Raw genomic sequence first — 25064 nt, 5'->3', positions numbered from 1 at the left:
CCTGCCGCCACGACTTGCGCCGCCACGACTTGCAAGGTCCATGCGCCTGCGACGGCGCCCCGGATCCGGGGCGGCGGGACAATTTCCCATTCTCCAGCGTGGTTCCCGCATGACCTATCCAGCGTCCAATCCTCACGATCCCATCCAGTGGCACGGCACCACGATCCTGTCGGTGCGCAAGAACGGTCAGGTGGTGATCGCCGGCGACGGGCAGGTCTCGGTCGGCCCGACGGTGATGAAGGCCAACGCGCGCAAGGTCCGCTGGCTGGCCGGCGGCACGGTGATGGCGGGTTTCGCCGGCGCAACCGCCGACGCGATGACCCTGTTCGAACGGCTGGAAGGCAAGCTGGAGCAGTATCCCGGCCAGCTGACCCGCGCCTGCGTCGAGATGGCCAAGGACTGGCGCACCGACCGCTATCTGCGCCGCCTGGAGGCGATGATGGCGGTGGCCGACAAGAGCGTCAGCCTCGTGCTGACCGGCAACGGCGACGTGCTGGAACCGGAGGACGGGCTGATCGGCATCGGCTCCGGCGGTTCCTACGCCCTGTCGGCGGCGCGTGCGCTGATCGACATCGACGGGATGGATGCGGAGGCCGTGGCGCGCAAGGCGATGAAGATCGCCGCCGGCATCTGCGTCTACACCAACGAAAACGTCACCCTGGAAAAGCTGTGAGCGCCATGACGACTCAATCCGCTTCCGTTTCCGCCGACACCGCCGCCTTCAGCCCGCGCGAGATCGTCTCCGAACTCGACCGCTACATCGTCGGCCAGAACGAGGCCAAGCGCGCGGTCGCCATCGCGTTGCGCAACCGCTGGCGCCGGCAGCAGCTGCCCGAGGGGCTGCGGGAAGAGGTGTTGCCGAAGAACATCCTGATGATCGGCCCGACCGGCGTCGGCAAGACCGAGATCGCCCGCCGCCTCGCCCGGCTGGCCCAGGCTCCCTTCCTCAAGGTCGAAGCCACCAAGTTCACCGAGGTCGGCTATGTCGGCCGCGATGTCGAGCAGATCGTCCGCGATCTGGTCGAGGCCGCCATCGGCCTGACCCGCGAGCGGCTGCGCAAGGAGGTCGCCGCCAAGGCCGAACTGCGGGCGGAGGAGCGGGTGCTCGACGCGCTGTGCGGCGACAGCGCCAGTGCCGAGACGCGCGCCAAGTTCCGCAAGATGCTGCGCGAGGGCACGCTGAACGACAAGGAGATCGAAATCCAGGTCGCCGACACCGGGGCGCCGGCCGGCATGCCGACCTTCGACATTCCCGGCGTGCCGGGCGGCCAGATGGGCATGCTGAACCTGAACGACATGTTCGGCAAGATGATGGGCGGCCGCACCAAGACCCGCCGCATGTCGGTGGCCGAGAGCCACACCGTGCTGATGGCCGAGGAGTCGGACAAGCTGGTGGACCAGGAAAAGGTGGTGGCCGAGGCGATCCGCGCGGTCGAGCAGAACGGCATCGTCTTCCTCGACGAGATCGACAAGATCTCCGCCCGCTCCGACGCCCGCGGCGCCGACGTCAGCCGCGAAGGCGTCCAGCGCGACCTGCTGCCGCTGATCGAGGGCACCACGGTGTCGACCAAGCATGGCCCGGTGAAGACCGACCATGTCCTGTTCATCGCGTCGGGCGCCTTCCACGTCGCCAAGCCGTCGGACCTGCTGCCGGAGCTGCAAGGCCGCCTGCCGATCCGCGTCGAACTGAAGGCGCTGAGCCAGGACGACTTCAAGCGCATCCTGACCGAGCCGGAAGCCAGCCTGATCCGCCAGTACAAGGCACTGATGAAGACGGAGGAGGTCGATCTGGTCTTCACCGACGACAGCATCGACGAGCTGGCCCGGCTGGCGGCGGAGATCAACGGCTCGGTGGAGAATATCGGCGCGCGCCGCCTGCACACGGTGCTGGAGCGGCTGCTGGAGGAGATCAGCTTCGCCGCCAGCGACCGTGCCGGCGAGACGGTCACCATCGACGCCGCCCTGGTGCGGGAACGGGTCGGCGGGCTGGCGAAGAACGCGGACCTGTCGAAGTTCATCCTGTGACGGCATGGGGGGCGCTCGTGCGGGCGCCCCTTTGCTTCACGTGAAACATTGCCAGGCGCCTGCCCTGCCCGCTTATCCTGCGGCCGCCACCTTCACGCTTTTCGGCAGCAGCAGCACATAGCTCCCGCGGCTCTTCATCAGTCCGGCCCGGTGCTCCGCCTCCGCGCCATGGCCCCAGAAGACGTCGCCGCGCACCGGTCCGCGGATCGCCCCGCCGGTGTCCTGGGCGACCAGCAGCCGTTGCAGCCGCTGTCCGCCATCGACCGGGTCCTCGGCATCCAGCCACACCGGAACGCCATAGGGCATGAACTTGGAGTCGACCGCCAGACTGCGGCCGGGCGTCAGCGCCACGCCCTGGGCGCCGTTCGGGCCGTCGCCGGTCAGCGCCTGGAAGAAGACGTAGGACGGGTTGACGTTCATCACCGCCGCCGCCTGATCGGGATGCGCCAGCAGCCAGGCGCGGATGGTCTGCAACGAGACCTCCTCGCGCTTCAAGGCACCGCGGTCGATCAGCTCCTTGCCGATGGCGACGTATTTGTGGCCGTTCTGGGCGGCATAGCCGATCCGCGTCTCGCTTCCATCGGCCATCCGGATCCGGCCCGAGCCCTGGATTTGCAGGAAGAAGGCTCCGATCGGGTCCTTCACCCACACCAGCTCCAGCCCCCTGCCCTTCAACGATCCGGCGACGATGGCGGCGCGGTCCTCGTAGGGCTTCAGCTTGCCGTCGATGACGCGGCCGGCGGTGCGCTCCCCCTTCCAGCGGTCGGAGAAGTCGCCGAGATCGACCATCACCAGATCGGGCGGCCGGCGATAGAGCGGCACCGGGTAGGCCGGATCCGGGCGCAGGCTGCCCTCCAGCTCGGCTTCGTAATAGCCGGTGAACAGGCCCTCGCGGCTGCCGTTGTTGCCGGCGGCGTAGGGGGTGAAACTCGCCTCGAAGAAGGCGCGGGCGGCGGCATCGTCGCCGGGCGGCAGATCCGCCAGACGGGCGCAGGGGCCCTGCCAGTCGGCGACGGTCCCGGCCACCCCGTTCGGCCCGACCGTCCGGTCGGCCGGCAGGCTTTTGAAGCGGGCGCAGGAGCGGGCGAGCGCCGGCACCGCCTGTGCCACCGGGTCGCTGCGCCAGCCGGTCAGGTCGGCGAAGGACAGCGGCGCCAGGGTCAGGGCGTCGGGCGGCGGCTTGGCCTCTTCCCTGGGAGCGCAGGCCGAAAACAGCAACGCCACCGCCCCGAAGAGGGCGATGGCGCTGAAACCGGTACGGTGACGATGTGTCATTGCAGGCGGTCGTTCCTCACTGGACCGGACGAACCTCGACCAGCGCCCAGTTCGGATCGCGGGAGCGGAGGTTGCGGGCGAAGGTCCAGACGTCGGTGTTCTCCACCAGCGCCTTGGGATCGCCATCGACGACGGCGCCGTTGCGGTCGCGCACCACATTCACCTGATCGGAGACCAGACGCACGGTGACGCGGGCGGTGCGGCCGGCATCCAGCTTCGCCTCCACCACCTCGGCCTCGCGGACCTGCTCGATGCGGGCCTCGTGCTGCTCGCCGGCGGCCTGACGGTCGCGGATGACCTGGGCGAAGCTGTCATAGACATCGTCGGCCAGCAGCGGGCGCAGCGTCGCGGTGTCGCCACGGGCGAAGGCATCGACGATCATGGCGAAGGCTGCCTTGGAGCCTTCCAGGAAATGCTTCTCGTCGAAGGTGGGATCGGCGGCGCGGATCTGGTCGATGGACGCGGCCAGCGACAGCGGCTCGTCCGACAGCACGACGTCGCCACCCGGTGCGACATCGGGTCGCGTCCGGTTGCGCTCCGGCAGGGGCACCACATTGTCCGGCTTCGCAGCCCCCGGAGCGGAGGTAAAGGGGTTGGAACGCTGCCGCTCCTCCCCCGTCCGGCGGCCGAGGACGCTACGCAGCCGATAGACGAGGAAGGCCGCGATCATCGCGAAGATCACGATCTCGATGAACACGAACCCGTCTCCCATCATCTGTTCCTTCCAATACGATTTGTCGTGAGCATTGTGCTGCGGCGAAATCGCCGGCGGATCCGGCCCGCCTCTGGACCTTGCGGCCGGTCGGCATTACGTGTTGCTTGCCCGCCAGTAATTGCCGATTGAACCGCCAATTGGATGAGGCCGGTGGTCTTTCGACCGGTCGACCTATCCAAACCTAGATAGGGGCAGCGAGCCCGAAGAGCAAGGACACCATGAATCCCCTGTTGTTGATCCTTCTTCTGCCGATCCTGGAGATCGTCGGATTCATCCAGGTCGGCGATTGGATCGGCGCCGGGCCGACCATCGGGCTGCTGGCCCTGTCGGCGGTGGTGGGTATGCTGATCGTCCGTCACCAGGGGCTGGCCTCGCTGAGCAAGGCCCAGGCGGCGGCGGCGCGCGGCGAGGCGCCCATCGGCACCGTGCTCGACGGCTTCTGCGCCGTGCTGGCCGGCGTCCTGCTGATCATCCCCGGCTTTCTGACCGACATCCTGGGCATCCTGCTGCTGATCCGGCCGCTGCGCCGTGGCATCGGCCGCTGGCTGTTCAGCCGGATCGGCGCCGGCATGCCGGTCTTCACCACCACGAACCGGGGCGGTCTTGGCGGCGGTCTTGGGGGCGGCTTCGGAACCGGCTTCGGCGGCGCGCCCGGCGGCGACCAGGGATTTGGCAACAGGGATTTCGGCAGTGCCGAATTCGGCACCGGCGGTCCGCGCCGCGGCGACGATCCCTTCCGCCCCACTCCCGGCGTGCCCGGCGTGATCGACGGCGATTTCCGCGACGTCACCCCTGAGGACAGGAGCGGCGAGGATCGCGACGCGCCGCGCCTGACCGATTCCCAATGGGGCAAGCAGCGTCCGGACGAGCGGCGCTGAGCCGCCGGCGAGGGGCCGGTTTCCGGTCGGCGGTTTCCGTTGGCAGGACGGCCGATCCATGATAGCCAGCCCGTTGGGCGAAGGCACAACCGTCGCGAACCAAACCCTGTCACCTCACATCCGGGTCGGCCTGCGACCCCTGCCCCCCCGTCCATACCGGGATCGGGGATGGAAAGCGGGCCGGCGATTAGGAGTCCGTTATGTCCGATCAGATGAGCAACGGCGCCGAGCAGCAGCAGACGTCTTCGCTGCCGATGCATGTCCTCGCGCAGTATGTGAAGGACCTCTCGTTCGAGAACCCCAACGCCCCGCAGAGCCTGCTGCCGAACCAGCCGCAGCCGCAGGTCAACATCGGCGTCGACGTCCAGGGCCAGAAGGTCGGCGACGACATTTACGAGCTGACGCTGAACCTGCGGTGCGAAGCCCGCCAGGGCGAGTCCGTCGCCTTCCTGGTCGAGCTGGCCTATGGCGCGCTGTTCCAGTTCCCCGGCCTGCCGGAAGAGCATCACCGCCCGGTCCTGATGATCGAAGGCGCCCGGATGATCTTCCCGTTCGCCCGCGCCATCGTCTCCAGCGCGACCCGCGAAGGCGGCTTCCCGCCGCTGATGATCAACCCGATCGACTTCGCCGAGCTGTACCATCGCCAGTCGGCCCAGCAGGCCGAACAGCCGCAGCAGCCGCCCTTCTGATCCCGGTCGGGGATCGGCCGAAGAGATCGAGTTGAGCTGAAAAGGAAAAGGGCGGGTGACCGGAAGGTCCCCGCCCTTTTTCCTGTGCCGCGACGGCAGGCCACCCCCTCCGCAGAGGAGAGGGCGGATCCGGCCCGACCTTACTGGTTCATGCTTTCGAAGAACTCGTTGTTCGACTTGGTGTGCTTCAGCTTGTCGACCAGGAAGTCCACCGCGTCGGTCACGCCCATCGGCATCAGGATGCGGCGCAGGATCCACATCTTCGACATGGTGCCCTTGTCGACCAGCAGCTCCTCCTTGCGGGTGCCCGACTTGGAGATGTCGATGGCCGGGAAGGTGCGCTTGTCGGAGAGCTTGCGGTCCAGCACGATTTCCGAGTTGCCGGTGCCCTTGAACTCTTCGAAGATCACCTCGTCCATGCGGCTGCCGGTGTCGATCAGCGCGGTGGCGATGATGGTCAGCGACCCGCCCTCTTCGATATTGCGGGCGGCGCCGAAGAAGCGCTTGGGCCGTTGCAGGGCGTTGGCGTCGACGCCGCCGGTCAGCACCTTGCCCGATGACGGCACGACGGTGTTGTAGGCGCGGGCCAGGCGGGTGATGCTGTCCAGCAGGATGACCACGTCGCGCTTGTGCTCGACCAGGCGCTTGGCCTTCTCGATCACCATTTCCGCGACCTGGACGTGGCGGGTCGCCGGTTCGTCGAAGGTGGAGCTGATGACCTCGCCGCGGACCGAACGGGCCATGTCCGTCACTTCTTCCGGACGCTCGTCGATCAAGAGGACGATCAGATAGGCTTCGGGGTGGTTGGTGGCGATCGAGTGGGCGATGTTCTGCAGCATCACCGTCTTGCCGGTGCGCGGCGGCGCCACGATCAGCCCGCGCTGCCCCTTGCCGAGCGGCGCCACCAGGTCGACGATGCGGCCGGTGAGGTTCTTCTTGGTGGGGTCCTCGACCTCCATCCGGATGCGTTCTTCCGGATAGAGCGGCGTCAGGTTGTCGAAGTTGATGCGGTGACGGACCTTGTCGGGCGCGTCGAAATTGATGGTGTTGACCTTCAGCAGGGCGAAATAGCGCTCACCGTCCTTGGGCGAGCGGATCTGCCCTTCCACCGTGTCGCCGGTGCGCAGGCCGAAGCGGCGCACCTGGCTGGGACTGACGTAAATATCGTCGGGACCCGGCAGATAATTGGCTTCGGGCGAACGCAGGAAACCGAATCCGTCCTGCAGCACCTCCAACACGCCGTCGCCGAAGATCGGAATGTCGTTTTCGGCCAGCTGCTTCAGGATCGCGAACATCATGTCCTGCTTGCGCAGCGTGCTCGCGTTCTCGATCTGCAGCTCCTCCGCGAACGCCAGCAGTTCGGCGGGGCTTTTGCACTTCAGCTCTTGGAGATGCATCGGATTGCCTGTGAAATCGTCATGCGGGGGAATGGCCTTGGAGGTGGGGAGTGCCGGAGGGTCCGGCCGACGGCGGCTGGGGGCGGCGGACGCCGCAACGCGGTCGCGTCGGGTGGGCAGCGGGTGGCGCTTCGGCGAAGGCGCGCCAGGGCGTCCGGAAAATGGCCGCACGGGAGCGATTCGCCGGCCACCAGGCCCGGCTCAAGATCAGAGCGTCGGATCGGCAGATGTGGGCGTGGGAGGCCGCGGGGCGAAAACCCCGTGGTCCTGACATGGTTATCGGATCGGCGGACGCAAGTCAAACGAAAGCGAAACCGGCAAAGGTCGCGGATTCCGCTTTTTCCGGGAGATGGAAGACCGGCGATTCACCTGCCCCCTGGTTCGTAAGGGGCCGGTCAGAAGGGCTTCACGATGACGAAGATGACGATGCCGATCATCAGCAGCGTCGGCACCTCGTTGGCGATGCGGAAGAAGCGCTGCGGCCGCGTGTTGCGGTCCTCTGCGAAGTCCCGGCGCCAGCGGGCCATCATCATGTGGCTGGCGGTCAGCAGCAGGACGAACAGCAGCTTGGCATGCAGCCAGCCCTGCTTCATCCATTCCGGCGTCAGCACGATCATGGCGATGCCGAACACGTAGGCCGCGATCATCGCCGGATTCATGATGGCGCGCAGCAGGCGGCGTTCCATCACCTTGAAGGTCTCCGACGCCTCGGATCCGGCCTGCACCTGGCAGTGGTAGACGAACAGGCGCGGCAGATAGAGCAGCCCCGCCATCCAGGCGATGATGCTGATGACGTGCAGCGCCTTGATCCATTCGTACAGCACCGGGCGTGTCCCCTTTTTCGTTGCGGCTCAGCCCCGCGCCTGCGGGCAGCCGGAGAAGTTGGACGGGCAGATCCGGCCGCCCTTCTGCGAGCAGATCGCCGCCTTGCCCGCGACCGTCTGCCGCACCAGCCGGGCCAGCCCGTCGATGAAGCCGGGATGCACCCCGACCGTCGGCACGCGGGTGAAGTGCGGCACCCCAGCCTCCTTGGCGAGGTGGCGGTATTCGATCTCGATCTCCACCAGCGTCTCGGAATGCTCCGACACGAAGGCCATCGGCACCACCAGGATCGGCACGCCGTCCTGGCCGGCGCGGCGGATCTCGGCGTCGGTGCTGGGACCGATCCACTCCATCGGGCCGACGCGGCTCTGGTAGCAGTTGATCCAGTCGAGATCGTCGATGCCCAGCGCCGCGGCGATGGATTCGGCCGTCCGCTCGCACTGCCACTGATAGGGGTCGCCCCCAGCCACCACCTTCTTCGGCAGCCCATGGGCGGAGAACAGGACGCGCGGCTTGCCATGGGCCTTGGCGGCCTCGTAGAGCGGGCGGATCAGGTCCGCAGCACCGTCGATGAAACCGGCCTGGGTCGGGTAGCAGCACAGCAGCTTCGTCGGTGCCGTCAGCCCGACGGTGCGCGCCGCCTCGGCCCAAGCCTTGGCGCTCGACGCCGTGGTGGTGGTGGAGAATTGCGGGTAGAGCGGCAGCAGCACGACCAGATCCGGGTCGTAGGCCTTCACCCGGGCTGCCGTCTCGGCGCTCATCGGGTGCCAGTAGCGCATGGCGATGAAGACCTTGGTCTCGGCACCGGCAACAGCCGGATCCGCCCCCAGCACCCCTTCCAGCGCCGCCGCCTGGGCTTCCGTGTTCTCCAGCAGCGGCGACTTGCCGCCGATCTGGGCGTAGATCGCCGTCGCCGGCTTCGCCCGCCGCCCGCTGATCAGGCTGGCGATCAGGAAGCGGAAGGGATTCGGCAGCCGGATGATGGCCGGATCGGCGAACAGGTTGAACAGGAAGGGCCGCACCGCCTCCGGCGCATCCGGACCGCCGAGGTTGAACAGCACGACGGCAACGCGGCGCGGCTGGGCCCCGGAAGTCGGGCTGCCGGCTGCGTCGGTCGGGGCGGAGGGCTGGGAGAATGGCTGGCTCATGGTGCCCGCTAAACTGGAGCGTCGCCGCCACTCTGTCCAGACCCCCGCCGTCGCTTTTTCAGCCCCTTGGGGCCGGTCCGTCCGATCAGGCGTTCAGCCCTGCCCCGGCCAGTCCCGCAGGATGCGCGTCAGCGCCTCCACATGGGCCGGCGGGGTCGACTGGATGACGCCATGCCCCAGGTTGAAAACGAAGGGCCCACCGGCCAACGCCGCCAGGATGTCGTGGGTCGCCGTCTCCAGCGCCTTGCCGCCGGCCGCCAGCATGATCGGATCGAGGTTTCCCTGCACCGGCAGCCGGGTCTGGAGGGTCTGCGCCGCCCACACCGGCGGAACGGTGGTGTCGAGCCCGACGGCGTCCACGCCGGACCCGGCGACATACTCCTCATAGGCGTGGCCGGCGCCGCGCGGGAAGCCGATAACCGGCGTGTTCGGGTGCTTCGCCTTGACCAATGCGACGATCTGCCGCGTCGGCTCGATCACCCAGCGGCGGAACTCGGCGACCGGCAGCACGCCGGCCCAGCTGTCGAACAGCTGCACCGTCTCGGCCCCGGCCTCGATCTGGCGGCAGAGATAATCGGCGGTCACCTCGACGATCAGGTCGATCAGCTGGCCGAAGCCGACCGGATCGCCGTAGGCCCAGCGCTTGACGTGGGCGTACTCCTTGGAGCCCGCCCCTTCGACCATGTAGCAGGCGATGGTCCAGGGAGCCCCGGCAAAGCCGATCAGCGTCGTCTCGGCGGGGATCGCAGTGGAGAGCCGGCGCACCGTCTCGTAGACCGGCGCCAGCGTCTCGTGGAAGCGGTCGCGCGACAGGCGCTTCAAATCCTCGACGGTGCGGACCGGATCCAGCTTCGGCCCCTCCCCCTCAAGATAGGCCAGCGGCTGCCCCAGGGCATGCGGCACCACCAGGATGTCGGAGAACAGGATGGCCGCGTCCATGCCGTAGCGGCGCAGCGGCTGCAAGGTGACCTCGACCGCGAAGTCGGGATTGTAGCAGAGGTCGAGGAAGCTGCCGGCCTTGGCCCGCAGTTCGCGATACTCCGGCAGATAGCGTCCGGCCTGACGCATCAGCCAGAAGGGCGGGCGCGGCCGCACCTCTCCCGCCAGGGCGGCGAGCATCGGCTTCAGGGTAGGCTTGGAAGCCCGATTCTGGACGTCGGAGCTGGTGGCGGACAAGACGGTGCGTTCCCCTGACATGCGAATCCGAAAAGCCCCGTGCGATTCCGGCGCCGATTCCGCGCCAGAATCCGGGACGGGTTTATCCCCTCTTCTTCACTATATTTTTTAAAGGGAGAAAGGAAGAGGATGAGGTGGATGGCTGTGGATAACGGTGATCCCCGATTCCGGAGAATCTGTCCACAGATCCGGGGGCTTGTCCGGGCATGTGTGCGGATCTGTGGACGATTCGGAGCACTACCGCCGGAAACGGCGGAAATGCTATAGCTGGACGAGCGGGAGTCCCGTGGATAACCGGGCGGACGGGACCGGATCTTCCCAGCTTCCGAAGCGGTCGGCGGAGTTGTTCCGCGCTTGGCCGTATCGGGGAGGAAGAGTCCCCCAGCCGGGACGAAACGACGGTGAATCCGGTTGTCCACAATCTGGGCCGGATTCTCCACAGAATGTTGGGGACGGATGAAAGAGTTCCACCTACATCTCGTATCCGATGCGACGGGCGAGACGATCAACAGCGTGGCGCGCGCCTGCGTCATCCAGTTCGACGACGTGCGGCCGATCGAACATTTCTGGAATCTGGTGCGGACCGACCGCCAGCTCGACCTCGTGCTGGAGGGAATCCGGGACAATCACGGGCTGGTGATGTTCACGCTGGTCGACGAGACGCTGCGCCGCCGGCTCCAGGATTTCTGCCGTGAGATGCAGGTGCCCTGCATCCCCGTGCTCGACCCGCTGATCAACGCGCTCGCCGCCTTCCTGGGCGTGGAATCGCAGCGCCAGCCCGGCCGCCAGCACGTCCTCGACGCCGAATATTTCAGCCGCATCGACGCCGTCGATTTTGCCCTGTCCCATGACGACGGCCAGTCGAACTGGGACCTGCACGAGGCCGACGTGGTGCTGATCGGCGTGTCGCGCAGTTCCAAGACGCCGACCTGCATCTATCTGGCCAACCGCGGAATCAAGGCGGCCAACATCCCGCTGGTGCCGGGCAGCCCGCTGCCGGCGGAGGTCGACCTGCTGACCCGGCCGCTGATCGTCGGGCTGACCAAGGATCCCGACCGGCTGGTGCAGATCCGCCGCAACCGGCTGAAGCTGCTGAACCAGGGGGAGGGGTCGAGTTATGCCGATCCCGAGCTTGTGCGGTCCGAGGTTCAGGAGGCGCGGCGCCTGTTCAGCCGGCGCGGCTGGCCGGTGATCGACGTGTCGCGCCGCTCCATCGAAGAGACCGCGGCCGAGATCATGATGCTGCTCGCCCGCCGCCAGAGCGCCAATTTCAGCCCGGAAGGGAAGAAGACGTGAGCGTGGCTCCGAAGCTCGTCCTGGCATCCGGCTCGCGTACGCGGGCGGCGATGCTGGAACAGGCCGGCGTGCCCGCCATCCTCGACAGGCCGCTGGTCGACGAGGACGAGGTGAAGGCCGCCGGCCGGGCCGAGGGCGTTCCCGCCGACGCCGTCGCCGAGGCCCTGGCCGAATTGAAGGCCCAGCGCATCACCCGCCGCCATCCGGGCGCGCTGGTGGTCGGCGCTGACCAGATGCTGGACTGCGAGGGGCGCTGGTTCGACAAGCCGGCCGACCGCGCTGCGGCACGCGCCCAGCTGCTCGACCTGCGCGGCCAGACCCACCAACTGGTCAGCTGCGCCGTGGTGGTGCGCGACGGCGAGCGGATGTGGCACAAGACCGACAGCGCCCGCCTGACCATGCGCAACTTCAGCGAAGCCTTCCTCGACGATTACCTCGATCGCGTCGGCGACGACGTGCTGCACTCGGTCGGCGCCTATCAGCTGGAAGGGCTGGGGGCGCAGCTGTTCCACCGGGTCGAGGGCGACTTCTTCACCATCCTCGGGCTGCCGCTTCTGCCGCTGCTCGGCTTTCTGCGCGTGCATGGAGTGGGCAGGGAATGACGGCGGGTTCTTCGGGCAACGGCCAATCAATCAGTGGAAAAGCCAGGATCGCCGGGGTGATGGGCTGGCCCATCGGCCATTCGCGCTCGCCCCGGCTGCATGGATTCTGGCTGAGGCAGTACGGAATCGACGGCGCCTATGTGCCGCTGGCGGTGGCGCCGGAGCGTGCCGAACAGGCGATCCGCGCCCTGCCCGCTTTGGGATTCCGCGGCTGCAACGTCACCGTCCCGTTGAAGGAGATCGCCTTCCGCACCGTCGACCGGCTGGACGGGACGGCGCGGCGGATGGGAGCGGTCAACACCATCGTGGTAGCGGAGGATGGCGCGCTGGAAGGCGGTAACACCGACGGCTTCGGCTTCATCGAGAATCTGCGTGCCGAGCAGCCGGACTGGACGGCGGAGCGCGGCCCGGCGGTGGTGATCGGTGCCGGCGGGGCCGCTCGCGCCGTGGTGGTCGCCCTGCTCGACGCCGGTGCGCCGGAGGTCCGTCTGGTCAACCGCACCCGCGCCCGTGCCGAGGAGCTGGCGGCGGATCTGGGTGCGGCCGGTCTCAACCGCGGCGTGACGGTGGTCGATTGGGTTTCACGTGAAACCGCGCTCGACGGCGCGTCCCTGCTGGTCAACACCACGACCCAGGGCATGGCCGGGCAGCCGGCGCTGGACCTGTGCCTGCGCGCCCTGCCCGCCTCGGCGGTGGTCAACGACATCGTCTATGTGCCGCTGGAGACCCCGCTGCTGGCCGAGGCCAGGGCGCGCGGCAACCCGGTGGCCGGCGGCATCGGCATGCTGCTGCATCAGGCGCGTCCCGGCTTCAAGGCCTGGTTCGGCGTCGAGCCGCAGGTGACGCCCGAGTTGACCCGCTTCGTCCTCGAAGGTTGAGGCACGGGCGATGATCGTGCTGGGCCTGACCGGTTCCATCGGCATGGGCAAGAGCACCGCCGCGCGCATGTTGCAGGCGATGGGCGCTCCTGTCTGCGATTCCGACGCGGTGGTGCATGGGCTGCTCGGCCGCGGCGGCCGGGCGGTGCCCGCGATCGACGCTGCCTTCCCCGGCGTGGTGGTCGATGGGGCGGTCAGCCGGCCGGCGCTGGGGGCCGCGGTGTTCCGCGATCCTGACGCGCTGAAGCGGCTGGAGGCGATCCTGCATCCGATGGTCCAGGCGGCACAGCGCGACTTCCTCGCCCGTGCCGCCCGTCGCGGTGCCGGGATCGCCGTGCTGGACATCCCGCTGCTGTTCGAGACCAAGGGCGAGCGGCGGGTCGATGCCACCATCGTCGTCTCGGCCCCCTTCGCCGTCCAGCGCGCCCGCGTGCTGGCCCGGCCGGGCATGACGGCGGAGAAGTTCGCCGGCATCCTCGCCCGCCAGATGCCGGATATGGAAAAGCGGCAGCGTGCCGACTATGTCGTGCCGACGGGGGCCGGTCGGCTGGTGACGCGGCGCGCACTTCAGGGCATTGTGCGCCAGATCAGGCAGCATCGGACGGTGCGGCGGACCGGAAGGCACTGGCCGCCGCGCGGCTATCAACCAGGGCAAATCCATCATGCGTGAAATCGTTCTCGACACCGAAACCACGGGCTTCAAGCCGGAGGAGGGTCACCGGCTGGTCGAGATCGGCTGCATCGAGCTGGTCAACCACCTCGCCACCGGCGAGCGCTTCCACGTCTATCTGAACCCCGAGCGCGACATGCCGCCGGAGGCCTTCGCCGTCCATGGGCTGAGCACGGAGTTCCTGGCCGACAAGCCGCTGTTCAACGACGTCGCCGCCGACTTCGTCGCTTTCATCGGCGACGCGCCGCTGGTGATCCACAACGCCGCCTTCGACATGCACTTCCTGAACTGGGAGCTGAAGATCGCCGGCTATCCGGTGATGCCGAAGAATCGCGCCGTCGACACCCTGCTGATGGCCCGGCAGAAGTTCCCCGGCTCGCCCGCCACCCTGGATGCGCTGTGCAAGCGCTTCGGTGTCGACAACTCCAACCGCACCCTGCACGGCGCGCTGCTCGACGCCCAGCTGCTGGCCGAAGTTTATCTGGAGCTGCTGGGCGGCCGGCAGACCGGCCTGTCCTTCGCCGGCGGTCCGGCATCGAAGGGCGGCGTCGCCAGTCCGGTCCGCATCGACCGTCCCTTCCGCGAAGCCCGCGTCTTCGCCGTCAGCGAAGACGAGGCCGCGGCGCATGCGGAGATGCTGAAAAAGATGAAGAACCCGCTGTGGGCGGTGGAGTGAGGGAGGGCCGCAGCCGGGTCTCCGGCTCTCTGCCCCCCGGTCCCAGCCCTTAGAGTCTGTCTGATGCTTATTGAAGCACCAGACAGACTCTAACCTTTTGGTTTTCCGTGTGATTCACGCTTCAAGCGATTCCGCTTGAACCGATCACACTCTAAGGCACCAGCACCGTCGACCCCGTGGTCGCCCGTGATTCCAGCGCCCGGTGCGCGTCGGCGGTGTCCTTCAGCGCGAAGCGCTGGTTCACCGTGAACGTCACCCCGCCATTCTTCACCGCGTCGAACAGATCGGCGGCCGAGGCCATCAGATCCTCCCGCTTGGCGGTGTAGGTCGCCAGCGTCGGCCGCGTCACGTAGAGCGACCCCTTCGCCGCCAGCAGCCCGAGATCCAGTGGCTCCGGCGCGCCCGACGCGGCGCCGAACAGAACCATCAGACCGCGCGGCCGCAGGCAGTCCAGCCCCTTGAGGAAGGTCGTCCTGCCAACGCCGTCATAGACGACCGGCACGCCCTGCCCGTTCGTCAGCTCCTTCACCCGGACGACGAAATCCTCGCGGGTGTAGTCGATGGTGTGGTGGCAGCCATGAGCCTTCGCCAGTTCGGCCTTCTCCTCCGACCCGACGGTGCCGATCACCGTGGCGCCGAGATGCCGCGCCCAGGAGCACAGCAGCAGCCCCACCCCGCCGGCGGCGGCCTGCACCAGGATGGTGTCGCCGGGCTGGACCGCATAGGTGCTGCGCAGCAGATACTGCGCGGTCAGCCCCTGCAGCAGCGTGGCGGCGGTCGCCTGCTCGTCGAGCCAGCCCGGCAGCGGCACCAGCCGGTCGGCGGCGATCAGCCGGCTCTCGGCATAGGCGCCGATGGACATGGCGTAGCCGACGCGGTCGCCGATTTTCAGCGTGGTGACGTCCGGACCCAGCGCCTCCACCACGCCGGTCCCTGCCATGCCGATCACCGCCGGCAGATCCGGCAGCTTGTAGGCGCCGGAGCGGTGATAGGTGTCGATGTAGTTCAGCCCGACCGCGGTCTGGCGGATGCGCACCTGTCCCGGACCGGGCTCTCCCACCTCGATCTCGTCCCAGCGCAGAACCTCCGGCCCGCCGTGCTCGTGGATGCGGATCGCGTGAACCATGGTGGTTTGGTCTCCCTTCTTTTGAGTTCTCAGGCGTTTCAGAGCAGCGCGAACTGCTCCGCCGCCGCGCCGTTGCCCTGGCCGACACCGGCATGCCGGCGCTCCAGCGCCAGCAGCCACGCCTTGGTGTCGAGCCCGCCATGGCCCGAATAGCCGCCGGGCGCGCCGCCGCTGGCCAGCACCCGGTGGCAGGGGATGACGATGGGGATCGGGTTGGCGCCGCAGGCACCGCCGACCGCGCGCGGCCCGCTGCCGAGCATCGTCGCCATCCCGCCATAGGTGGCGGTGCCGCCATAGGGGATCGCCAGCATCGCCTCCCAGACGCTTCGCCGGAAGGCGGTGCCCGCCGGCTTCAACGGCAGGTCGAAGCGCTGGAGCCGTCCGGTGAAATAGGCGTCCAGCTGGCGCGCCGTCTCGGCCAGAACGGCGTCCGGCTCGTCCCGGTCGAAGCGGCCCCAGCCGACCGCGGTCAGGGCGGATCCGTCCCCGGTCAGCATCAGGGGCCCCAGCGGGCTGTCGATGGAAAGGCGCGCCATGGGGTCCTCCCGCGTTGGGTCAGTTTTTGGTTGCCAGCAGGGTGGCCAGATCCGTCGGCGCCGTCACCGGGGCCGAACAGGTCATGCCGCGGCAGACATAGGCGGTGGCGATCCCGTCGCGCATCCCCTTGCCCTGTGCCGGGTGACCGGCGGGTAGATGCGCCTCCGGGGCCAGCACGGTCAGGATGCGGTTGGGCAGCGAGCGGTCCAGCACCGTCCGCCGCAGCGCCTCCGTCTCCGCAGTTTTGGGCGGACCGACGATGACGATCTGCACCGGCGCCGTCATCAGCTCCACCGCGTTGAGGAAGGTCGGCAGCGGGAAGAAGTTGCGCGTCAGCTCGCCGGAGAAGGCGGCGGCGAGCGCCTCCGCCCGCTCGCGATAGGCATCCTCGCCGGTGCGCTGGTAGAGCGTGGTCAGCACCGCCAGCATGGTGCCGTTGCCGCTGGGGGTGGCGTTGTCGTGAGGGCTCTTGGTGCGGACGATCAGCCCCTCGGCATCGTCGGCGGTGAAGAAATAGCCGCCGTTGGCGCCGTCCCAGAAATGGGCGTCGAGCGTCGCCACCCAGAGCCTGGCCCGGTCGAGGGCGGCCGGATCCCCGGTCGCCTCATGCAGCGCCAGGGCGGCGCGCGCCATGTGGGCATAGTCGTCCAGCATGCCGGTGTGCTTGCCCTGCCCGTGCCGCCAGCTGTGGCAGAGCCGCCCGTCCGTGTCCATGCGGTCGCGGACGAAGGCGAAGGCACGGCCGGCGGCGTCCAGCCATTCCGGCTCGTCGAGCGCCAGGGCGGCATGGGTCAAGGCGGCGATCATCAGGCCGTTCCAGTCGGCCAGCACCTTGTCGTCCCAGCCCGGCCGCACCCGCTTGGCCCGTGCCCGCAGCAGGATGTCGCGGCCCTTGGCGAGCATCGCCTCGGTGGCGTCATCGGCCAGCGTCAGGCCGCCCAGCCGGTTCAGGATGGTGACGCCTTCCCAATTGCCCTGGGGCAGCACCTCGTAAACGCGTTTAAACGTCGCCAACCCGTTGTCGCCGAGGGCGGGACCGAGCAGCCGGTCGACCTCATGCTCCTGCCATATATAGAAGAGTCCCTCCTCGCCCTCGCTGTCGGCGTCCAGCGTCGCGGCGAAGCCGCCGCCGTCGGCGATCATCTCGCGCAGCAGCCAGCCCACCGTCTCGCGGATGCGGGTCTCCAGCAGCGGGTCGCGCGTCTCCTGCCAGACCAGCGTCATCAAATCGAGCAGTTCGGCATTGTCGTAGAGCATCTTCTCGAAATGCGGCACCAGCCAGCGTTCATCGACCGAATAGCGGGCGAAGCCGCCGCCGAGATGGTCGTAGATGCCGCCCTGCGCCATGTTGGCCAGCGTGTGGGTCACCGCCTCGCGGAAGGGTTCGCGCCCGGTGCGCTGCCAGGCCCGCCACAGCAGTTCGAACAGCGGCACCTGCGGGAATTTCGGCGCGCTGCCGATGCCGCCATGGATCGGATCGACCTCCCGCAGCAGCCGTTGCGCCACCTGATCCAGCACCGCGGCATCGACCGCCCCGGCCGACCGGTTCTCCCCCATCCCGGCGAGCGCCGATGTCAGCGCGTCGACATTCTTGACGACCTTGTCCTGCTCGTTGGCATAGGTGTCGGCGATGCCGCGCAGCACGTCGGGGAAGCCGGCGCGGCCATAGCGCGCAGCCGGCGGGAAATAGGTGCCGCCCCAGAAGGGCTGGGCATCCGGCGTCAGGAACATGGTCAGCGGCCAGCCGCCCTGCTGCCCCAGCAGCGCCAGGGCCGACTGGTAGATGGTGTCGAGGTCCGGCCGCTCTTCCCGGTCGACCTTGATGTTGATGAACAGCTCGTTCATCAGCCCGGCGATCTCGGGATTCTCGAAGCTTTCATGCGCCATCACGTGGCACCAGTGGCAGGCGGCATAGCCGACCGACAGCAGCACCGGCTTGTTCTCCGCCTTGGCACGGGCGAAGGCCTCCGGACCCCAGGGCATCCAGTGCACCGGGTTGTCCTTGTGCTGCAGCAGATAGGGGCTGGTCTCCCGGCCTAGCAGGTTCGCGCCCAACGGAGTGGCGGGCATGGCGGTGTCCGATCTGTTGGTGTGTCGTTGGACAATAAGTGGCGCCGGGGTGGCGTTGCGCCAGGGCATCCTATCTGTATAGTGGGGCATGAGCCGCCGCGGCGCTCAACCCCAAAATCAACAAGGGCCAATGGCTGGACAGCTCCCTCCACGGGTGCCGGCTCCGGCTCTGGAGGGGGTCCCCATGAAAATCACCGTCGACATCGACTGCACCCCGGACGAGGCCCGGCACTTCCTCGGCCTGCCCGACGTGAAGCCGATGCAGGATGCCATGATGCACGAGATCCAGGAACGGATGCGTGCCAACCTCCAGGCCATGGACCCGGAGACCATGCTCAAGACCTGGCTGCCCGCTGGCATCCAGGGCATGGAGCAGATGCAGAAGATGTTTTGGTCCCAGATGGCGTCCGCCCTGGGTCAGGAAGGAAGAAAGTGACCGACCGTCCGATTGAGTCCCAGAAGCCTTACTTCGAAGCCCATGTCTTCTGCTGCACCAACCGCCGTCCCGACGGGCACCGGCGCGGATCCTGCGCCGCCCATGGGTCGGAGAAGCTGCGCGACTATATGAAGGCCCGCGCCCGCGAACTCGGGTTCGACGGCAAGGTGCGGATCAACTCCGCCGGCTGCCTCGACCGCTGCGAGCTGGGGCCGACGCTGGTGATCTATCCTGACGGCGTCTGGTACACCTACCGCAGCACCGGCGACGTCGATGAAATCCTGCAGACCCATCTGGTCGAAGGCCGCCGGGTCGAGCGGCTGATGCTGACGACGGAGCAGCGGGAGCTGCGGCCCGAGCAGCAGGGCTGATCCTCCGCCGATGGCCACCTCCAGCTTGAACACCACCATCTACGCGCTCGCCACCGCCCCCGGACGATCCGGTGTGGCGGTGGTTCGCATTTCGGGACCCGGGGCCGGATCCGCCCTCGCGGCACTGACCGGCCGGCCCCTGCCGGCCCCGCGCCGCGCCGTGCTGACCAAGCTGCGCGATCCGAAGAGCGGCGATGCGCTCGACGACGCGCTGGTCCTGCGCTTCACCGCTCCCGCCAGCTTCACCGGCGAGGATGTGGTGGAACTGCACCTGCATGGTGGCCGCGCCGTCGTCACCGGCGTGATCGAGGCGCTGGCCACCCTGCCCGGCCTGCGGCTGGCCGAGCCCGGCGAGTTCACCCGCCGCGCCTTCGAGAACGGCAAGCTCGACCTGACCGAGGCCGAGGCGGTCGCCGACCTGATCGACGCCGAGACCACCGCGCAGCGCCGGCAGGCCTTGCGGCAGATGGAGGGGGCGCTCGGCAAGCTCTATGACGGCTGGCGTGAACGGCTGACCCGCGCGCTCGCCCACATCGAGGCCGACATCGACTTCGCCGAGGATGACCTGCCGGGCGGCGTCGCCGATGCCGTCCGTCCGGTGATCGCCGGGCTGGCCAGGGAGATCGCCAGCCATCTCGATGACGGCGGACGCGGCGAGCGGCTGCGCGAGGGGCTGCACATCGCCATCGTCGGCGCGCCGAATGCCGGAAAATCGAGTCTGCTGAACGCGCTGGCCCGCCGGGACGCCGCCATCGTCTCCGCCCGCGCCGGCACCACCCGCGACATCATCGAGGTGCATCTCGACCTCGGCGGCTATCCGGTCGTGCTGGCCGACACCGCCGGGCTGCGGGAGGCCGCCGCCGATGAGGTCGAGGAGGAAGGCATTCGCCGCGCCCGGGACCGGGCCGCCCGCGCCGACGTGAAGGTCGCAGTGTTCGATGCCGCCACCCTGCCCGATCTCGACCCGGCGACGCTGGACCTGATCGACCGCGACACGGTGGTCGTCTTCAACAAGACCGACCTTGCTGCCGCCACCGATCTGCGCCCGGATCTGTCGCCGATCCTGGTTTCCGCCCAGACCGGTGACGGGCTGAAACTGCTGGAAGAAAAGTTGACGGAGTTCAGCGCCGACCGGCTTGCCATCGGCAGCGCGCCGTCGCTGACGCGCGCCCGTCACCGCGCCGCGCTGACCGAGTGCCGGGAGTCCTTGCTGCGGGCTTTGGAGGCGCCGTTGCCGGAACTGGCGGCGGAGGATGTGCGTCTCGCCAGCCGGGCGCTGGGGCGGATCACCGGGCGCGTCGATGTCGAAGATCTGCTGGACGTGATCTTCCGCGACTTCTGCATCGGCAAGTGAAGGGCGGCAAATGAAGGGGCAAGTGACCGCGTGTTTCACGTGAAACAGGGCTGACCTGCGGCACTTGTCTCCGCCCGCCTCTCCGCCTGCCTCTTGGATCCGCGCCGCCGTTCCGCTATGGTCCCGCACATGCGAAGCTATGATGTCATCGTTGTCGGCGGCGGTCACGCCGGCTGTGAGGCTGCCGCGGCGGCAGCGCGCATGGGTGCGCGCACGCTCCTGCTGACCCACAAGGTCGAAACCATCGGCGAGATGTCCTGCAACCCCGCCATCGGCGGCTTGGCCAAGGGCCATCTGGTGCGGGAGATCGATGCGCTGGACGGGGTGATGGCAAAGGCCATCGACCGCGGCGGCATTCAGTTCCGCATCCTGAACCGCAGCAAGGGTCCCGCCGTCCGCGGACCGCGCGCCCAGGCCGACCGCAAGCTCTACCGGCAGGCGATGCAGGCACTGCTGGCCGAGCAGGAAAACCTGTTCATCGAGGCCGGCGGCGCCGAGGATCTGATCGTCGATGGCGAGCAGCGGATCACCGGCGTCGTTACCGGGGCGGGCGAGTCCATCCGCGCCGGCGCCGTGGTGCTGACCACCGGCACCTTCCTGCGCGGCGTGATCCACATCGGCGAGGAGCGCACCCCCGCCGGCCGCGTCGGCGAGGCGCCGTCCATCGGCCTGTCCGACACGCTGGCCCGTCTCGGCTTCCCGCTCGGCCGTCTGAAGACCGGCACGCCGCCGCGCCTCGACGGGCGCACCATCGATTGGGACGCGCTGGAGAAGCAGCCCGGCGACCTGCCGCCGCCGCCCTTCTCCTACATGACCGAGCGGATCGACACGCCGCAGATCGACTGCGCGATCACCTGGACGACGCCGGAAGCGCACGCGCTGATCCGGTCCAACCTGCATCGCGCCCCGATGTATTCCGGCCAGATCACCGGCACCGGCCCGCGTTACTGCCCGTCCATCGAGGACAAGGTCGTCCGCTTCGCCGAGAAGGAGAAGCACCAGATCTTCCTCGAACCGGAAGGGCTGGACGATCCCACCGTCTACCCGAACGGCATCTCGACCTCCCTGCCCCGCGACGTGCAGCTCGGCATCCTCGCCAGCATGCCGGGGCTGGAGAAGGTGGTGATGATCCGTCCCGGCTACGCCATCGAATACGACTATGTCGATCCGCGCGAGCTGAAGCCGACGCTGGAGACCCGCCGGGCGCCCCGCCTGTTCCTGGCCGGCCAGATCAACGGCACCACCGGCTATGAAGAGGCGGCGGCCCAGGGGCTGATGGCCGGCATCAACGCCGCGCTGGCGGCGAGTGGCAATGCGGACGGCTTCGTGCTCGACCGTGCCGACGCCTATATCGGTGTGCTGATCGACGACCTGATCGGCCGGGGCACCAACGAGCCCTACCGCATGTTCACCTCGCGCGCCGAATACCGGCTGCTGCTGCGCGCCGACAATGCCGACCAGCGGCTGACCGCCAAGGGCGTTGCCATCGGCTGCGTCGGCTCCGAGCGTCGCGATGTCTTCGCCGCCAAGAGCGCGGCCCTGTCCGCCGGGCGTGCCCTGGTCGCGTCGTTGCAGGCGACCCCCGTCGAACTGTCCCGCCAGGGAGTCGCGGTCAACCAGGACGGCGTGCGCCGCAGTGCCGCCGACCTGCTGCGCTATCCCGACATCGATCTCGCCGCCCTCGCCCGCCTGTGGCCGGAGCTTGGCGGAATCGCGCCCGAGATTGCCGAGCAGCTGGAGATCGACGGCAAATATGCCGGCTATCTCGGCCGGCAGGAGGCCGACATCCGCGCTTTCCGCAAGGACGAGTCGCTCGCCCTGCCCGACGATCTCGATGTCGACGGCATCGGCAGCCTGTCCGCCGAAATCCGGCAGAAGCTGCGCCAGTCGCGTCCGGCGACGCTGGGCGCTGCCGCGCGCATTCCCGGCATGACCCCGGCGGCGCTGGTCGCCCTGCTCCGCCATGTAAAGCGCCGCGATGTGGAATCGGCCGGGGTGGCTGCGGAATGAGCGGGTTCGATGCGGTTGCATTTCAGGAGGCCACGGGTGTTTCACGTGAAACGCTCGACCGCCTGATCGCCTATGAGGCTCTGCTGCGCAAGTGGCAACCGAAGATCAATCTGGTCGGCCCCTCCACCCTGCCGGATGCCTGGAAGCGTCATATCCTCGACTCCGCCCAGCTCTATCCCCTGCTGCCGGACGGCACGCGGGTGCTGGTCGATCTCGGCAGCGGTGCCGGCTTCCCCGGTCTGGTGCTCGCCATCCTCGGCGTGCCGCAGGTGCATCTGATCGAGAGCGATGTGCGCAAATGCGCCTTCCTGCGCGAGGTCGCCCGCGTCTGCGAGGCCCCCGTCACCGTCCACACCAAGCGGATCGAGACGGTTACCGGCATCGACGCCGATGTCGTCACCGCCCGCGCCCTGGCGCCGCTGGCCGACCTGTTCGGCTGGGCGCATCCCTTCATCGGATCGCGCGGCAAGTGCCTGTTCCTGAAGGGTGCGGCACTGGACGACGAATTGACCGCTGCAACGCAATATTGGACACTGGTTCCTGAGCGATTCGACAGCCGCACCGATCCGAGCGGGACCATCCTGCGTGTGAGCCATCTTGAGCGTGCGTGAAGACCGTGCCTGACACCGTTCCCCCGCCCTCTTCCCGCCAACCGGACTCCCGAGAGGCTGCCATGTCTGCCGTCACCCGTCCCCTTGCCCGCGTGGTTGCGATTGCCAACCAGAAGGGCGGCGTGGGCAAGACCACGACGACGATCAACCTCGCCACCGCGCTCGCCGTCATCGGCAAGCGGGTTCTGGTGATCGACCTCGATCCGCAGGGCAACGCGTCCACCGGTCTCGGCATCCCCCGCTCCGACCGCCGCGTCGGCATCTACGACGTGCTGTTCGACGACGTGTCGCTGGAGGAGGCCGCCACCCCCTCCTCGGTGCCGAACCTGTCGATCATCACCTCGTCGGTCGATCTGTCGGGTGCGGAGATCGAGCTGGTCGGTGCCGAGCGCCGCGAGTTCCGCCTGCGCGAGGCGGTCGCCAACAGCGCGCTGGAATATGATTACGTCCTGATCGACTGCCCGCCGGCGCTGGGACTGCTGACGCTGAACGCGCTGGTCGCGTCGCATGCGGTGATGGTCCCCCTCCAGTGCGAGTTCTACGCGCTGGAAGGTCTCAGCCATCTGGTCCGCACCATCGAGCGGGTGAAGCGCGCCTTCAACCCCAACCTCGACATCCACGGCGTCGTGCTGACCATGTTCGACAAGCGCAACAATCTGTCGGACATGGTTGCGGCGGACGTCCGCGGCTTCTTCGGGGAGAAGGTGTACGACACCGTGATCCCGCGCAACGTCAAGGTGTCGGAGGCGCCGTCCCACGGCAAGCCGGTGCTGATCTACGACATGCGCTGCCCCGGATCGCAGGCCTACATCCATCTGGCGGGCGAGGTGCTTCGCCGTGAGAAGAGACTGACCGCATGATCGACGACACCAAACAAGGAGGCGCCCGCCGCGCCAGCCTGGGCCGTGGCCTGTCCGCCCTGTTCGGCGAGGCGACCGAGGATTACTCGGCGCTCGACAAGGTGCGGCAGTCCAAGCAGGTGCCGATCGAGTTCGTCCATCCCGGCAAGTACCAGCCGCGGCGGAAGTTCGACGACGAGGCCATCCAGGGCCTCGTCGAGTCCATTCGGGACAAGGGCATCCTCCAGCCGCTGCTGGTCCGCCGCGACGCCGAGGACGCCAATTCCTACGAGCTGATCGCCGGCGAACGCCGCTGGCGCGCGGCGCAGATCGCCGGCCTGCACGAGGTTCCGGTCATCATCCGCGATCTCAGCGACCGCGAGGCGCTGGAAATCGCGCTGATCGAGAACATCCAGCGCCAGGATCTGACTCCTCTTGAAGAGGCGGAAGGCTATCGCCGCCTGATGGAGGAGTTCGAGCATACGCAGGAGGATCTCGCCCGCGCCGTCGGCAAGAGCCGCAGCCATGTCGCCAACATGATGCGCCTGCTGGCTTTGCCGGAGCCGGTCAAGTCGATGGTGCAGGACGGCGCTCTAACCGCCGGCCATGCCCGCGCCCTGCTGACCGCCCCGGATCCGGCGGCCGTCGCCCGCGAGGTCGTCACCCGCGGCCTGAACGTGCGCCAGACCGAAGACCTGATGCGTGGCGACCAGCCCAAGGCGAAGAAGGGCAAGGCCGCGGCCGGCGGAGCCGGATCCGCGCCCGCGATGAAGGACGTCGACCTGATCAATCTGGAGGAGGAAATCTCCGCCCGCATCGGGTTGAAGGTCGCGATCAACCCGCAGGGGCAGCGCGGGACGATCACCATCCATTACCAGACGCTCGACCAGCTGGACGATGTGCTGCACCGGCTGGGCGGGGAAGAGTAACGGGGCTTCGTCGGGGGCGTTCGCGCCCCCTACCCGCGCACCTTCGCGAAGTCGATGTAGCGATAGATCAGCCCGTTCTCCTCCATGGGCGCGCTCGACCACACCTCCGCCCACTCCGCCCCGATCGGCGGCATCAGCGTGTCGCCCTCGACCGCGCTTTCGATGCGGGTCAGGTGCAGGGTGTCGGCAATCGGCATCGTCTCGCGGAACAGGGCGGCGCCGCCGATGACGCAGAGTTCGGGGGCGCCGGACGCTTGCGCCCACGACACCGCCGCACCCAGCCCGCTGAACCAGCGGGCGCCGTCCTTTTCGCCGATGGAAGCCTGGCGGCTGATCACCAGATTGTCGCGGCCGGGAAGCGGACGGCGCGGCAGGGACTCCCAGGTCTTCCGGCCCATCAGGATCGGCTTGCCCATCGTCAGGTCCTTGAACCGGCGCAGGTCGCTGGGAAGGGTCCAGGGAAGCCGGCCATCGCGGCCGATCACGTCGTTCGTTGCGGCGGCGACGATCAGAGTGATGAGCATCCCATGCCCT

At 68.3% G+C, this 25064-nt stretch carries 26 protein-coding genes; 16 read left to right on the top strand and 10 right to left on the bottom strand.

The features are described from left to right. Window positions 1-109 precede the first annotated feature (109 nt). Entirely contained in the window at window positions 110-673 is a 564-nt protein-coding gene (hslV, locus tag CRT60_RS34870; protein WP_098740902.1) for an ATP-dependent protease subunit HslV, read from the top strand. A 5-nt stretch (window positions 674-678) separates the two neighbouring features. Then, the gene (gene hslU, locus CRT60_RS34865; RefSeq protein ID WP_098740901.1) at window positions 679-2025 is read left to right on the top strand and encodes an ATP-dependent protease ATPase subunit HslU; all 1347 of its coding nucleotides are present in this window, start codon (window positions 679-681) and stop codon (window positions 2023-2025) included. Window positions 2026-2097: 72 nt separating this feature from the next. Here hslU and mltA read toward each other — a convergent pair whose 3' ends face one another. Then, on the bottom strand, window positions 2098-3300 hold the full coding sequence (mltA, locus tag CRT60_RS34860) for a murein transglycosylase A (RefSeq protein ID WP_098740900.1): 1203 nt from the start codon (window positions 3298-3300) through the stop codon (window positions 2098-2100). A gap of 16 nt (window positions 3301-3316) precedes the next feature. Beyond that, a complete protein-coding gene (locus CRT60_RS34855) occupies window positions 3317-4012 on the bottom strand; it encodes a Tim44/TimA family putative adaptor protein (RefSeq protein WP_098741190.1) in 696 nt (231 codons plus the stop codon). Between the two features lie 221 nt (window positions 4013-4233). Here CRT60_RS34855 and CRT60_RS34850 point away from each other — a divergent pair, with 221 nt between their 5' ends. After that, the gene (locus tag CRT60_RS34850) at window positions 4234-4893 is read left to right on the top strand and encodes an FxsA family protein (protein ID WP_098740899.1); all 660 of its coding nucleotides are present in this window, start codon (window positions 4234-4236) and stop codon (window positions 4891-4893) included. 200 nt (window positions 4894-5093) lie between these two features. Next, a complete protein-coding gene (gene secB / locus CRT60_RS34845) occupies window positions 5094-5582 on the top strand; it encodes a protein-export chaperone SecB (RefSeq protein WP_098740898.1) in 489 nt (162 codons plus the stop codon). A 140-nt stretch (window positions 5583-5722) separates the two neighbouring features. Here the strand turns inward: secB and rho are convergent, their stop codons facing one another. The 4 genes from rho to hemE form a co-directional block, all read right to left on the bottom strand. Beyond that, window positions 5723-6979 (bottom strand): transcription termination factor Rho, encoded by a 1257-nt coding sequence (gene rho / locus CRT60_RS34840; protein ID WP_098740897.1) that lies wholly within the window; start codon window positions 6977-6979, stop codon window positions 5723-5725. Window positions 6980-7374: 395 nt separating this feature from the next. Further along, the gene (hemJ, locus tag CRT60_RS34835) at window positions 7375-7803 is read right to left on the bottom strand and encodes a protoporphyrinogen oxidase HemJ (RefSeq protein ID WP_098740896.1); all 429 of its coding nucleotides are present in this window, start codon (window positions 7801-7803) and stop codon (window positions 7375-7377) included. A gap of 27 nt (window positions 7804-7830) precedes the next feature. Beyond that, entirely contained in the window at window positions 7831-8949 is a 1119-nt protein-coding gene (hemH, locus tag CRT60_RS34830) for a ferrochelatase (RefSeq protein WP_098740895.1), read from the bottom strand. A gap of 93 nt (window positions 8950-9042) precedes the next feature. Further along, window positions 9043-10068 carry a uroporphyrinogen decarboxylase gene (gene hemE, locus CRT60_RS34825; protein ID WP_098741189.1) on the bottom strand — a complete coding sequence of 342 codons (1026 nt, stop codon included), beginning with the start codon at window positions 10066-10068 and terminating at the stop codon, window positions 9043-9045. Window positions 10069-10581: 513 nt separating this feature from the next. Between hemE and CRT60_RS34820 the strand changes: the two genes are divergently transcribed. From CRT60_RS34820 to dnaQ, 5 genes are read left to right on the top strand one after another with little or no spacing between them, the layout of a single operon-like run. Continuing rightward, window positions 10582-11421 (top strand): pyruvate, water dikinase regulatory protein, encoded by an 840-nt coding sequence (locus CRT60_RS34820; RefSeq protein ID WP_098740894.1) that lies wholly within the window; start codon window positions 10582-10584, stop codon window positions 11419-11421. Further along, the gene (locus CRT60_RS34815; RefSeq protein WP_098740893.1) at window positions 11418-12023 is read left to right on the top strand and encodes a Maf family protein; all 606 of its coding nucleotides are present in this window, start codon (window positions 11418-11420) and stop codon (window positions 12021-12023) included. The genes CRT60_RS34820 and CRT60_RS34815 overlap by 4 nt, the downstream gene beginning before the upstream one ends. Beyond that, a complete protein-coding gene (locus CRT60_RS34810; protein ID WP_098740892.1) occupies window positions 12020-12901 on the top strand; it encodes a shikimate dehydrogenase in 882 nt (293 codons plus the stop codon). Before CRT60_RS34815 ends, CRT60_RS34810 begins: the two co-directional genes overlap by 4 nt. A 10-nt stretch (window positions 12902-12911) precedes the next feature. Beyond that, window positions 12912-13571 carry a dephospho-CoA kinase gene (gene coaE, locus CRT60_RS34805; protein ID WP_098740891.1) on the top strand — a complete coding sequence of 220 codons (660 nt, stop codon included), beginning with the start codon at window positions 12912-12914 and terminating at the stop codon, window positions 13569-13571. Beyond that, window positions 13564-14247: a DNA polymerase III subunit epsilon gene (gene dnaQ, locus CRT60_RS34800; protein ID WP_098740890.1), complete on the top strand. Its 684-nt coding sequence runs from the start codon at window positions 13564-13566 to the stop codon at window positions 14245-14247. The genes coaE and dnaQ overlap by 8 nt, the downstream gene beginning before the upstream one ends. 151 nt (window positions 14248-14398) lie before the next feature. Here the strand turns inward: dnaQ and CRT60_RS34795 are convergent, their stop codons facing one another. Genes CRT60_RS34795 through CRT60_RS34785 form a run of 3 tightly spaced genes read right to left on the bottom strand, consistent with a single transcriptional unit; the run spans window position 14399 to window position 17980 of the window. Next, window positions 14399-15373 carry a quinone oxidoreductase family protein gene (locus CRT60_RS34795; protein WP_098740889.1) on the bottom strand — a complete coding sequence of 325 codons (975 nt, stop codon included), beginning with the start codon at window positions 15371-15373 and terminating at the stop codon, window positions 14399-14401. A 38-nt stretch (window positions 15374-15411) separates the two neighbouring features. Further along, window positions 15412-15909: a methylated-DNA--[protein]-cysteine S-methyltransferase gene (locus CRT60_RS34790; protein ID WP_098740888.1), complete on the bottom strand. Its 498-nt coding sequence runs from the start codon at window positions 15907-15909 to the stop codon at window positions 15412-15414. A gap of 19 nt (window positions 15910-15928) precedes the next feature. Beyond that, a complete protein-coding gene (locus CRT60_RS34785; RefSeq protein ID WP_098740887.1) occupies window positions 15929-17980 on the bottom strand; it encodes a thioredoxin domain-containing protein in 2052 nt (683 codons plus the stop codon). Window positions 17981-18164: 184 nt separating this feature from the next. On the opposite strand from CRT60_RS34785, the gene CRT60_RS34780 reads away from it, so the two are divergent. The 7 genes from CRT60_RS34780 to CRT60_RS34750 all read left to right on the top strand — a co-directional run bounded on the left by CRT60_RS34780 (window position 18165) and on the right by CRT60_RS34750 (window position 24530). After that, on the top strand, window positions 18165-18416 hold the full coding sequence (locus tag CRT60_RS34780) for a DUF6489 family protein (protein WP_014249167.1): 252 nt from the start codon (window positions 18165-18167) through the stop codon (window positions 18414-18416). Then, window positions 18413-18787, top strand: coding sequence for a (2Fe-2S) ferredoxin domain-containing protein (locus CRT60_RS34775; RefSeq protein ID WP_244592910.1), 375 nt, complete (start codon window positions 18413-18415; stop codon window positions 18785-18787). The genes CRT60_RS34780 and CRT60_RS34775 overlap by 4 nt, the downstream gene beginning before the upstream one ends. Window positions 18788-18797: 10 nt before the next feature. Beyond that, the gene (gene mnmE / locus CRT60_RS34770; protein WP_167421866.1) at window positions 18798-20141 is read left to right on the top strand and encodes a tRNA uridine-5-carboxymethylaminomethyl(34) synthesis GTPase MnmE; all 1344 of its coding nucleotides are present in this window, start codon (window positions 18798-18800) and stop codon (window positions 20139-20141) included. Between the two features lie 129 nt (window positions 20142-20270). Further along, window positions 20271-22151: a tRNA uridine-5-carboxymethylaminomethyl(34) synthesis enzyme MnmG gene (gene mnmG / locus CRT60_RS34765; protein ID WP_161958153.1), complete on the top strand. Its 1881-nt coding sequence runs from the start codon at window positions 20271-20273 to the stop codon at window positions 22149-22151. Next, window positions 22148-22762 (top strand): 16S rRNA (guanine(527)-N(7))-methyltransferase RsmG, encoded by a 615-nt coding sequence (rsmG, locus tag CRT60_RS34760; protein ID WP_098740885.1) that lies wholly within the window; start codon window positions 22148-22150, stop codon window positions 22760-22762. Before mnmG ends, rsmG begins: the two co-directional genes overlap by 4 nt. A gap of 62 nt (window positions 22763-22824) precedes the next feature. After that, window positions 22825-23622: a ParA family protein gene (locus CRT60_RS34755; protein ID WP_063635622.1), complete on the top strand. Its 798-nt coding sequence runs from the start codon at window positions 22825-22827 to the stop codon at window positions 23620-23622. Continuing rightward, entirely contained in the window at window positions 23619-24530 is a 912-nt protein-coding gene (locus CRT60_RS34750) for a ParB/RepB/Spo0J family partition protein (protein ID WP_098740884.1), read from the top strand. Before CRT60_RS34755 ends, CRT60_RS34750 begins: the two co-directional genes overlap by 4 nt. Before the next feature lie 29 nt (window positions 24531-24559). Here the strand turns inward: CRT60_RS34750 and CRT60_RS34745 are convergent, their stop codons facing one another. Beyond that, window positions 24560-25054: a dihydrofolate reductase gene (locus CRT60_RS34745; RefSeq protein ID WP_098740883.1), complete on the bottom strand. Its 495-nt coding sequence runs from the start codon at window positions 25052-25054 to the stop codon at window positions 24560-24562. Between the last annotated feature and the right edge of the window lie 10 nt (window positions 25055-25064).

Source organism: Azospirillum palustre, from assembly GCF_002573965.1.
In the GTDB taxonomy this organism is placed as follows: Bacteria; Pseudomonadota; Alphaproteobacteria; order Azospirillales; family Azospirillaceae; genus Azospirillum; species Azospirillum palustre.
This window is presented reverse-complemented; position numbering and strand designations above follow the sequence as displayed.